We start from the raw sequence: 11,424 nt of genomic DNA, 5'->3' as shown, positions 1-11,424 counted from the left end.
GGCTCTTCCCCCGCAGGAGGGTTCTCGGTCTTTCCGGTGCCTCCGTCGCTTCCCTGAGCGACGACGGCGCTCGAATCGTGCACGTCTTCGGCAGCAGCCGGCGCCACACCGAAGGTGACGAGCCCGAGGGCGATGGCTGCTGCGATGGCCAGCCGTTTCATGATCGTCCTTCCAGAGGCATTGTCACCCGCGCCGAAACCTCGGTGTGGCTAATCCGGACAATACGCAGATCGGGCCGACAAGCCGACTATTGGTCATTGAGTTCATGAAGGAACTGTGATTGCGGAGAGACCCCCGCCGCTATCGGATCGAGACCGGTCCTCCATCGTCGAGTGACCATGGCAGTGCCGACCTCGATCCGGCCGGCACCGCTTCCGCCTCGCGGCAGGTCCTTTCCCAGGTCATCCGGTTTTCTTCTGAATTAAGAGGCAGCTCGCCGGTCGTCGACTATGACGAAAAGGTCATCGTTCGCGAGTGCTGCGGCATCAGGAGAATCACGAAAGTGACCTATCCGCGCTGTTGTCTCGGAGAATCGTTATCCGTCCAGAATCAGGTCAGCCGACCGGACGCAGAACCAGCGCATCGGACCGGGTGCAGAGAATGACACTGCCCCGGGGTGAACCCCCGGGGCAGCATGACGATCGACTTGAACTCAGGAACCGGCGGACTTCGCCTCTTCCTCCCTCGCGATCTCGACAGCGGCATCGGCGATCGGCTCGTCGCCTGTCGTTTCCTCCGCGCTGACTCCGGACTCGGCGTCGACCTCTGCCAGCACCTCGGCGGCGAACTGCTCTTCGGCGTCCTCACCGCGGAACTGCGACATGTACAGCCGGTGGTAAGCGCCTTCGGTCGCGAGCAGCTCCTCATGGCTGCCCTGTTCGACGATCGCCCCGTTCTCCATCACGAGGATGGTGTCGGCGTCGCGGATCGTCGACAGTCGGTGAGCGATGACGAACGAGGTCCGGTCCGTCCGCAGCGCTGCCATGGCCTGCTGGACGAGCACCTCGGTGCGGGTGTCGACCGACGAGGTCGCCTCGTCGAGGATGAGCAGCGACGGGTCGGCGAGGAAGGCTCGCGCGATCGTGATGAGCTGGCGCTCACCGGCGGAGACGCTGCCTGAATCCTGGTCGATGACCGTGTCGTAGCCGTCCGGAAGCTGCCGGACGAATCGATCGACCATCGTCGCCCTCGCCGCGTCGAGGACCTCCTCGTCGGAGGCACCGAGTCGGCCGTAGCGGATGTTGTCGCGGATGGTGCCCTCGAACAGCCACGCATCCTGGAGCACCATCCCGACGTGCGAGCGCAGATCTGCTCGAGTCAGGTCCCGGATGTCGACTCCGTCGAGACTGATGGTGCCGCCGCTGATCTCGTAGAACCGCATGACGAGGTTGACCAGGGTGGTCTTGCCCGCCCCGGTCGGACCGACGATGGCGATGGTGTGACCGGGGTCCGCAGTGAAGGAGACCTTCTCGATGAGCGGGGAGTCCTCCTCGTAGCGGAACGTGACGTCGGAGAACTCGACTCGGCCCGGGGTGCGGGGCGGCAGCGACTCGTGCGCGTCGTCGGGCTCCTCCTCATCCGCGTCGAGAAGCTCGAAGGTCCGCTCCGCCGAGGCGACACCGGACTGCAGCATGTTCGCCACGCCCGCCATCTCGGAGATCGGCTGCGAGAACTCCCGCGAGTACTGGATGAATGCGGTCGCATCTCCCAGTGTCATCTGTCCCGAGGCCACCTTGAGTCCACCGGCGACGGCGATGAGGACGTAGCTGAGGTAGGACACGAACTGCATCGCGGGCATGATCATGCCCGACACGAACTGGGCTCCGGCCGATGCGCGGAACAGTTCGTCGTTGCGGCGGTCGAATTCGGCGAGCATGACCTCGTCGCGACCGAAGGCGCGGACGACGTCAAGCCCCGAGAAGGATTCCTCGACGTGGCCGTTGACCTCGCCGGTGTGCTTCCACTGGGCCTTGAACAGCTTCTGCGAGCGCACGCCGATGACTCCGGCGATGATGCCCGACAGCGGCAGGGCGATAAGTGCCAGCAGCGCCAGCTGCCAGGACACGATGAACATCATCACGCCGATGCCGATGATCGTCAGGGCGGCCTGCACGAGTTGAGCGAACGCCTGCTGCAGCGCCTGCTGGATGTTGTCGACGTCGTTCGTCACCCGTGACATCACGTCACCGCGCTGTCGGGTGTCGAAGTAGCGCAGCGGGAGCCGGTTGATCTTGCGTTCGATGTCCTCGCGCAGTCGGTAGACGACCCTCATCACCAGGGCATTGAGGATGTAGCCCTGCGCCCACATGAGCATCGAGGCCACAAGGTACATGAGGAGGACGATGATGATGATCTGGCCGAGCGCCGTGAAGTCGATGCCCTGGCCGGGGACGACGTCGGCGGTGGCGAGCATGTCGGCGTAGTCGTCACGTCCGGCGGCTCGTGCCTGCGCGATGATGGCATCGATGGAGACGTCTGCCGGCAGCTGAGAGCCGATGACGCCGGAGTACACGATGTCCATCGCCCGGCCGAGGACCTTCGGAGCGATGACGGTGAGCACGACGGATCCGACGACGAGGAGGACGACGTTGATGAGTCCGACCTTCTCGGACCGCATCAGCCCGAGCAGGCGCTTGACCGAGGGCCAGAAGTGCTTGGGCTTGCGGGCGGGAGTCCCGCCGAACATGTCCCCTTCGTCGCCTTGGGGAACGTACTCCTCGTCGACTTCGTCAGGTGTCACGGTTGCGGTGTCGCTCATGTCAGTTCACCCCTTCCGTGGTCAGCTGGGATTCGACGATCTCCTGATACGTCGGGTTAGTCTCGAGCAGTTCGTCATGCGTTCCCCGTCCGACGATCCGACCTTCGTCGAGGACGATGATCTGGTCGGCCTCCCGGATCGTGGAGACGCGCTGGGCGACGACCACGACCGTGGATTCGGAGGTGGTCGCGAACAGGGCCTCGCGCAGCCGCGCGTCGGTGGCGACATCGAGGGCGGAGAACGAGTCGTCGAAGACGTAGATGCGGGGTTTGGCCGCCAGGGCCCTGGCGATGCACAGCCGCTGACGCTGACCGCCGGAGAAGTTGGTACCGCCCTGGGCCACACCCTCTTCGAGCTGCTTCGGCTTCGCGGCGACGAAGTCGGCGGCCTGCGCGGTCGTCAGCGCCTCCCACAGTTCGGCATCGGTCGCGAATTCGCTGCCGAAGCGCAGGTTCGAGCCGATGGTGCCGGAGAACAGGTAGGGCTTCTGCGGCACCAGGCCGACGAGCTGCGCCAACTGGTGTCGGTTGAACCTGTTGACGGGAACGCCGTCGATGCGCACCTGACCGGACTGCGGGTCGAGCAGCCTGGGGATCAGGTTGACGATCGTCGTCTTCCCGGCTCCGGTGGACCCGATGATCGCCGTCGTCGTCCCGGGCCGGGCGGTGAAGCTGAGATTCTCGAGGACGGGGACCTCGGCGCCGGGATAGCCGAAGGTGACAGAGTCGAACTCGAGCTCACCTCGGCGTGGGAGCTCTTCGACTCCTTCCGGAATGACCATGGATGAGGTCGAGGAGAGAACCTCCGAGATGCGTTCGGCGCAGACGACGGCGCGCGGGATCATCATCATCATGAACACACCCATCATCACGGCGACGAGAATCTGCAGGAGGTACTGGAGGAACGCGGTCAGCGACCCGACCTCCATCTGCCCGGCGTCGACCCGCTGGCCGCCGAACCACAGCACGGCGGCCGTGGCGAGGTGGAGGATCATCATGATGGCGGGGAACATGAGCACGAAGAGGTTGCCGACCTTGACCGAGGTCTCGGTCAGCGCGCGGTTGGCGTCGGCGTAGCGATCGGCCTCGAACGGCTCACGGACGAAGGCGCGGATGACGCGGATGCCGGTGATCTGCTCGCGCAGGACTCCGTTGATGTCGTCGACCTGATCCTGCATCCGCCGGAACAGCGGCATCAGCTGGAACACGAGAATGCCGACGACCACGAACAGGGACGGCACCGACACCCACACCAGCCAGGACAGGCCGACGTCTTCGCGCAGGGCCATGATGATGCCGCCGATGCACATGATGGGAGTCGAGACCATGAAGTTCAGGGTCATCAGCACCAGCATCTGCACCTGCTGGACGTCGTTGGTGTTGCGGGTGATGAGGGTGGCGCTGCCGAACTTGCCGACTTCGAGCGCCGAGAGCTCATCGACCTTGCTGTAGATGGACCGGCGCAGATCACGACCGACTCCCATCGCCGCGCGTGCTCCGAAGAAGATGGCGGTGATGGCGGTGACGACCTGGACGAGGCAGACGATGAGCATCGTCAAACCGGTCGACCAGATGAAGTCGGTGTCGCCGGTGGCCACACCTTCGTCGATGATCCGGGCGTTGAGGCTGGGGAGATAGAGAGCGGCGATGGTCGACGCCAATTGCAGCACGACGACCAGAACGATGAACAGCCAATAGGGTTTCGCGAATTTCAGGGACAGGCGTAAGAGAGCCACGGTGAACGTCCTGGGGATTTTTGAGGGTGGAGACTACCGCTGGAATGGCGCAACACATCATCTTACATTCGTTCTCCGTCCTTTCAAGGGGTGGAACTGAAATTCTTTGAGATCCCATCCCACCACGAGGTCCTGACACAGCGTGCCTCCGTGCGAAACCCGCTCTCGCCTTTAGGCTGGGAACCATGAGCACAGAATTGCAGGATCTGGTCAACAGCGCCGTCTTCCTCTCCACCGAGATGCAGTCGCATTTCGGCAGGCTCATCGCAGACGCGACCTGGGAGGTCGACTTCACCGCCGATCCGCAGCTGACGTTCTCGTCAGAGAACGGCCCTGTCCTGCGGACGCGTCCCCACCTGCTCGGTTCGGAGTCCCATGGCACCTGGCTGTGGGGGTGGGACAACATCAACGACTTCCCCGAACCCGTGGTCGACCTGTCACACCAGGTCCGCCGGTTCGGGGCCGGGGAGAGCGTGGCCGAACTGACGACCGCTGAGCTCGAGCTCGACGACGAGCTGGCCCTGCGCCTGACGCTGGCCGCGAAGGCGGCGACCGGCACGTGGGCTCACTACCCGGCCGCCGCCGGTGCGGGCACGACGGTGTGGCTGCTCGTCGATGCCCCCGAGCTCACCCTGCCGGCCCCGCAGGTCAAGGCGACGGTCCGGGCGCTCATGCAGGGGCTGACCCTGACCACGGTCGATGACCATCGCGCCGCTCTCGAGGCGTACGTGGCCCGGCGCGGCATTCCCATCGCACCGCTGGCCGAGGACGGGGTCCGTCTCCTCTTCGCCGACGGCAGTGCCGACCTGTCCTTCGACGACCAGCGCCGGATCTCCAACTGCGAGGTCCAGTCCCCCTTGGAGGTCGAGGCCGCCGAGCAGTTCGCCGAGGCATCGCCCGGGGCGGCAGCGTCGGACACGCGGCCCGCACCCTCGGAAGCACCATCCTCGAAGGCGGAGACCGCACCCGCCGGCACTCCCGCCGCGGAGCAGGAGCGGAAGGCGCCTGCCGCGAAGTCGGAGGAGCAGCCGGTTCAGTCCCACGACCAGGAGGCCCCCGCCGAAGCACCGTCACGCGCCGAGGCGCCTGCCCCGGACGAAGCAGCTGCCCGCGCCGATGCGCCTGTCCAGGCACCGGCGCCTGCCGAGCCGGTGGAGCCGGCCGCTTCCGCGCCCGAGGAGACGCCGACCGAGACGAGTCCAGAGCAGGAGTCTCCCGCCGAGGCGGCCGCTTCCTCCCGCGAGGACGAGCGTCCCGCAGACGCCACCACACCGGCAGAGCCCCGTGAGCCGAAGGAGGACGCACGAGACTCCGAGGCGGACGAGGCTCAGCCCAAGAAGAAGAAGGGCCTGTTCTCGAAGCTCTTCGGCCGCTGAACCGCTGGGTCCCCAGATCTGCGGGGTCCCGAGCGCGCCCAGCCTGCCTATTTCGCCTGGGCGGCGTAGGCCTCGGCTGCTTTCCTGGGCACCAGCACGACCGGGACCGGGGAGTGCTTGATGATCTTCGCCGCACGTGACCCCAGGGACAGCCGCGTCAGGGGTCCGAGCGTGCTCGATCCGATGAGGAGCACCTCGGCGTCCTTCCAGCCGATGGTCCTCACCGCGGTGTCCCAGTCGGGCCCGACCCCGACGACGACCTCGGTCTCACGTCCGCTGAGTTCGTCGGCGTCGTCGAGCAGCTCCTCGGTCTGGCTGCGGATGACGTCGGTCCATTCGCGCACGAGGTCTCCCTCGGTGTCGACTCCCGATCCCGCGCTGACCCCGGTGATCGCCGATTCCGGTCGTGGTGCGAAAGCGGCGATGCGCAGCGAGGCCCGGGCAAGTCCTGCGACCGCCGCGGCTCCGCGGACCAACGACGCCGAGGTGTGGGATCCGTTGAAGGCTGCCGTGACGCGCTCGAGCGCCGGAGTCTGCGGCAGTGCGAAGCCGGCCGGGGCGATGGCGACGGGGAGCTCTGCGGATTGCAGGAGGCTCGTCGACACGGTCCCCAGCCGAATGGTGCCCGGCTCGCTGTCCGCGGCCGAGCCGACGACCAGACGCATCGCATCGACTTCGGCGCAGACCTCGAGCAGCCCGCGGCGGATGGAACGGGCCTCCCTGACCAGACTGCGGACGTCGATGTCGTCGGGAACCGTGGCGCTCACCTCGGCGAGGATCTGCTGGGACAGCGTCACGATGTGCCGGCGGTACTCGGTGTCGACCTTGGGCAGGATCAGGGGTGAGGCGACGGCGCTGACGGCGACGAGCACCACCGGCTGTCGGTAGGAGCGCGCCAGCAGCACGCCGAGGTGAACGGCAGGAGCGTTGTCATGCCCGGGGGCCACCCCGACGACGACGCTCATCGGGCAGCCACCTCGGCGGCGGTGTCGAGCTCTTTGCCGAGGACGGAGTTCTTCCGGCCGGTGAAGAAGTACCAGACGAGGAACACAGCGGTCCAGACCGCGAAGACGATGATGGTGATCGGGCGCAGGTCCTTGATGATCCACAGGCAGCCGATGATCGACAGGATCGGGATCACCGGGTAGAAGGGAACCGTGAAGGAGCGCTCGAGCCCGGGTTCGCGCCGGCGCAGGACCATGACCGCGATCGACACGACGAGGAATGCGGCGAGCGTCCCGATGCTCGTCATCTCCGCGAGGAAGTTGATCGGCAGGACTCCGGCGAGGATCGCGACGACGACGGCGACGATGATCGTGTTGGGCACAGGCGTCATGGTCCGCGGGTGCACGGTCTGGAAGATCTTCGGAGCCATCCCGTCCTTCGACATCGCGAACAGGATGCGGGTCTGGCCGTAGAGGACGACGAGGGTCACGGAGAAGATCGAGATCACGGCGCCGATGGCGACGATGGTGCCGGGCCACGAGGCGCCGATGATGGTCTCGAGGATCGCCGACAGACCGGCGGACTGGCCGTCGAACTTCTCGGCCTCCTGGGCGCCGAGGCCGGCGATGGCGACGAGGACGTACACGACGGTGACGATGACGAGCGCGGAGATGATCGCGATCGGCAGGTTCTTGCGCGGGTTCTTCGCCTCGTCGCCGGCGGTGGCGACAGCGTCGAGGCCGACGAAGGAGAAGAAGATGATGCCGGCTCCGGTCATCACCCCACTGAGACCGAAGGGGGCGAAGTCGGCGAAGTGGTCGGCGTTCCAACCGGTCAGGCCCACGGCGACGAAAAAGATCAGCACGGAGATCTTGATGACGACCATGATCGTGTTGGTGATCGCCGAGTGGGAGGTGCCGGAGATGAGCAGCAGGGCGCAGAGGAGGATGAGGATGACGGCGGGGAGGTTGACGATTCCGCCCTCCTCGGGCGCGTAGGACAGGGCCTCGGGCAGCTGGAAGCCGAAGAGGTTGCCGAGCAGCTGGTTGACGTATTGGGACCAGCCGACGGCCACGGCTGCGGTGGAGACCCCGTATTCGAGGAGCAGGCACGCCGCGACCCCCATCGCGGGCAGCTCGCCCAGCGTCGTGTAGGCATAGGAGTAGGAGGACCCGGAGACCGGGACGCTGCCGGCGAGCTCGGCGTAGCACAGGGCGGAGAGACCGGCGACCACGGCGGCGATGACGAATGACCAGATGACGGCCGGGCCGGCGACGGGAACAGCCTCGGACAGGATGAAGAAGATGCCCGTCCCGATCGTGCCGCCGACGCCGATCATGGTGAGCGGGAACAGCCCGATGCTGCGTTTGAGTCCGTGCTCGTCGTCCTCGGTTCCTCGCGCCGGCACCGGCTTGACCCGGAACAGCTGCTCTTTCATTGTCGCCATGTGTGTTGTCCAGACTTCTTCGTCGGTCCCGGCCGGTGGGCCGAGACGTGGGTGGGATGGTCAGCGTGAGCCGTGGCGACGACCTCGAGGCAGCCGCGTGTTCACCGCCGGCAGTACGCAGGAAGAAGCGGTGGCCGCCGGTTCGGCAGCCACCGCTCGGCGGTGGTTCAGGATTCGGCGATCACGCGGAATCGGGTGAGCGAGGAATCGACGGCGCCGCGAACGTATCCCGTCGGAGAGGACGACACGGCGTCGAGGAACGCGACCGTCTCCGCGGTGATCTCCTCCCCCGGCAGCACGTTCGGCACTCCGGGCGGGTACGCGGCCAGGGCGTCGGCGGAGATCCGGCCGATCGCCTCGGCGGCGGGGACCACCTCGGTGGCGGCGAAGTACCCGTCCCGCGGGAGCAGCCGCATCCGCCCGGGAGCGGGCAGTGCGGGGAAGTCCTCGGCGCGCAGCTGTTCGCTCCGGGCCTGCGCGGCGGCATCGGATTCGATGACGGTGACGAGGGCCCGGTGGACGGCGTCGACGTCGGGGGTCTTGCCGGCGCCGATGACGGCGACCAGCGTCGTCGCGGTCGACATCTCGAAGTAGATGCCGTGGTGTCCGATGAGCTGGTCGCGAACCCAGTGGGCGCTCAGCCCCGTCGCCGACAGGTCGATCGGCACCCGCAGGAGGTCGGCGTCGACGATGTCGTCGAAGGAGCCGAAGGTCTCCCCCACATCGCGCATGCGGTCATCGGCGGCGATGAGCTCGCGGAACCGGCAGGCGGTGACGATCGAGGCGCCGATCGCGTCCTCATTCGTCGCGAGGCTGCGCCGGGCGACGTCGAGGGAGCCCATGAGCAGCGCCGACGACGAGGTCGAGGCAGTCATCCCGAAGGCACGTTCGACGAGGGGCTCGAGCACGTCGGCGAAGGGTCCGTCGCCGAGGTGGAGCATCGCCGACTGCGTCAGTGAACCGGCGAGCTTGTGCGTCGAGGAGACGACGAGGTCCGCGCCGAGGCGAGCGGGCGACTCGGGCAGGCGCGGGTGGAATCCGAAGTGCGGTCCCCAGGCGCCGTCGACGATCAGCGGCGCTCCGAAGGAGTGCGCGATCTCGCTCAAGGTCCACACGTCGGCGACCGAGCCGAAGTAGCTGGGTGAGACGATGTACACCGCCGAGGCGGGACGACCGTGATCGTGGGCGTCGCGGAGAGCGGCTTCCAGCGCAGCGGGCGAGACACCGTGGGCGATGCCGTTGCGGGTGTCGACATTCGGCAGGACGTAGCTCGGGTGAAGCCCGGCCAGGACGATGCCGTCGCTGAAGCTGGAGTGGGCGCTGCGCTGGGACAGGACGTTCTCCCCCAGCCCGCGGACGGCGAGAGCGACGGTGCGGTTGGCCTGCGAGGCGCCGTTGGTGAGGAACCAGGTGCGCCGCGCGCCCCAGGCATCGGCGGCCAGCGCCACAGCCTGATCGAAGGGAGAACCTGCCTCGAGGTCGACACCGTCGATGAGCATGGGAATGTCGAGGTGCAGGGCCCGTTCCCCGATGAAATCGGCGAGGCCTGTGCTCATCCCGGCGTCTGTGCCGCCGTGGCCGGGGACCATGAGCTGGATCGGTTCGCGACCGGCGAATTCCTGCAGCGCCTCAGCGTAGGGCGCGCGGTCCTGATCGAGACGGAAGCGCGAATGCTCGCGGCGAGCCGAAGCAGCCGAGTGAGCGACCCGATCGATCGAGTCGTGCTCGGCGGGCAAGGTGACACTCTGGGATGACGATTCCAACATGGTCCCATCATCTCGGTCGAGACGGCTCCGCGGAATACCTGAAAACACTGCCGAGCACCAGACACCGTATGGTACTGGCACCTGCGATCGGCCGTTCAGGATCTAGACTTCCCTTATGCTCGATCTTCGACAGCTGACGGCCCTGCGCGCGGTGGCCCTCACGGGATCTGTCACGCGCGCGGCTCGGCAACTGGGATGGAGTCAGCCCTCCGTCGACTATCACCTGCGAAATCTCGATCGCCTCGTCGGCACGCCGCTCTTGCGCCGCACCACCCGCGGCTCGACGCTGACGCCGGCGGGCATGATGATGCTCGAGCAGGGCAACCGGATCCTCAACCTCAGCGAACGGGCGTTGAAAGATGTCCGCGCCCACGCCGCGACGGGGGCGACCCGCCTGCAGTTCGGCGCCTTCCCCACCGCGGCGGCTTTCCTCCTGCCCTCTCTTGTCGGCCTGGCGAAGCAAGAGGGGATCCACATCCAGAGCACCCTCGAGGAGTTCGGTCAGCTGGTCTCTCACGTCAACCGTCACGAGTACGACGTCGTTCTCGTCTATTCGGTGCCCGGCTACGACCTGCCGTTCGCCACCGATATCCAGACCACAGAGGTGTTCCGTGATCCCCTGCACCTCGCCCTCCCCGAGTCCCATCCCCTGGCGGTGCCCGAACCCATCGATGTGGAGACCCTCCTCACCCTCGATGAGGAGAACTGGCTGTTCGGCTCGACCCCCGATGATCCAATGGACCTCGTGGTCATCGATGCGTTCCGCGCTGCCGGGCACGAGCTCGAGGTGGCTTTCAGGACGGATGACTTCTCGGTCATGCTCGGCATGATCGCCGCCGGCATGGTCATCGGCCTGGTCCCGAGCATGGCGGCGGGAAACGCTCCCGCCGGCGTCGTGCTCCGTGAGATCGCGGACCCGAGGTTCTCCAGGTCTCTGCTGCTTGCGGCTCCGTCTGTGGGCGCCGGCAAAGAACCGCCACCGACCGTGGCGCGATTCGCTGCGGTGGTGCGCCAGGCCATCGCCGAGGCGGATCTCGGGTAGGTGTCCGGATCACCGGCACCGGCCGGGTCACGGGTAGGTGTCCGGATCACCGGTAGGTCGACGGATCACAGGTAGGCCCCCGGATCACAGGTAGGCCCCCGAATCCTCGGCACGGGAACGCTGGGCTCAACCCGCCGGTGAATATGAAAAAGGGATGGCCCCGCGCGGCCAGCCCTGCTCTTCATTGAAGAAGAACACAACTGGACACGAAGGGCCACCCCGAGTTTGATTTGCGGCGGTCACTTACTCTCCCACAACCACCAAGTTGCAGTACCATCAGCGCGAATGGGCTTAGCTACCGGGATCGGAACGGTTAACCGGGCGTTTCCCCACCACTATCACCACCGCAAAAACA

7 protein-coding genes and 1 rRNA gene are annotated in these 11,424 nt (G+C 66.5%); 2 read left to right on the top strand and 6 right to left on the bottom strand.

Translation table 11 applies throughout. The annotated features are described in order from the left end of the window. Positions 1-652: 652 nt before the first annotated feature. Positions 653-2,758 carry an ABC transporter ATP-binding protein gene (locus RIT73_RS16490; protein WP_309133192.1) on the bottom strand — a complete coding sequence of 702 codons (2,106 nt, stop codon included), beginning with the start codon at positions 2,756-2,758 and terminating at the stop codon, positions 653-655. A gap of 1 nt (position 2,759) precedes the next feature. Beyond that, complete coding sequence (locus RIT73_RS16485; RefSeq protein WP_309133191.1) at positions 2,760-4,493, bottom strand: ABC transporter ATP-binding protein; 1,734 nt, start codon at positions 4,491-4,493, stop codon at positions 2,760-2,762. Positions 4,494-4,678: 185 nt separating this feature from the next. On the opposite strand from RIT73_RS16485, the gene RIT73_RS16480 reads away from it, so the two are divergent. Beyond that, a complete protein-coding gene (locus RIT73_RS16480; protein WP_309133190.1) occupies positions 4,679-5,869 on the top strand; it encodes a DUF6882 domain-containing protein in 1,191 nt (396 codons plus the stop codon). 47 nt (positions 5,870-5,916) lie between these two features. On the opposite strand, the gene RIT73_RS16475 is transcribed toward RIT73_RS16480, so the two are convergent. The 3 genes from RIT73_RS16475 to RIT73_RS16465 all read right to left on the bottom strand — a co-directional run bounded on the left by RIT73_RS16475 (position 5,917) and on the right by RIT73_RS16465 (position 10,027). Further along, positions 5,917-6,834 (bottom strand): universal stress protein, encoded by a 918-nt coding sequence (locus RIT73_RS16475; protein WP_309133189.1) that lies wholly within the window; start codon positions 6,832-6,834, stop codon positions 5,917-5,919. Continuing rightward, positions 6,831-8,261 (bottom strand): amino acid permease, encoded by a 1,431-nt coding sequence (locus RIT73_RS16470; protein ID WP_309133188.1) that lies wholly within the window; start codon positions 8,259-8,261, stop codon positions 6,831-6,833. The genes RIT73_RS16475 and RIT73_RS16470 overlap by 4 nt, the downstream gene beginning before the upstream one ends. 167 nt (positions 8,262-8,428) lie before the next feature. Continuing rightward, positions 8,429-10,027 carry an amino acid decarboxylase gene (locus RIT73_RS16465; RefSeq protein WP_309133187.1) on the bottom strand — a complete coding sequence of 533 codons (1,599 nt, stop codon included), beginning with the start codon at positions 10,025-10,027 and terminating at the stop codon, positions 8,429-8,431. A gap of 115 nt (positions 10,028-10,142) precedes the next feature. On the opposite strand from RIT73_RS16465, the gene RIT73_RS16460 reads away from it, so the two are divergent. Next, on the top strand, positions 10,143-11,069 hold the full coding sequence (locus RIT73_RS16460) for a LysR family transcriptional regulator (RefSeq protein WP_309133186.1): 927 nt from the start codon (positions 10,143-10,145) through the stop codon (positions 11,067-11,069). Positions 11,070-11,299: 230 nt separating this feature from the next. Here the strand turns inward: RIT73_RS16460 and rrf are convergent. Beyond that, a 5S ribosomal RNA gene (gene rrf / locus RIT73_RS16455) occupies positions 11,300-11,418 on the bottom strand. Positions 11,419-11,424: the final 6 nt, after the last annotated feature.

The sequence above is a fragment of the Brevibacterium sp. genome (assembly GCF_031179145.1).
Lineage (GTDB): Bacteria > Actinomycetota > Actinomycetes > Actinomycetales > Brevibacteriaceae > Brevibacterium.
This window is presented reverse-complemented; position numbering and strand designations above follow the sequence as displayed.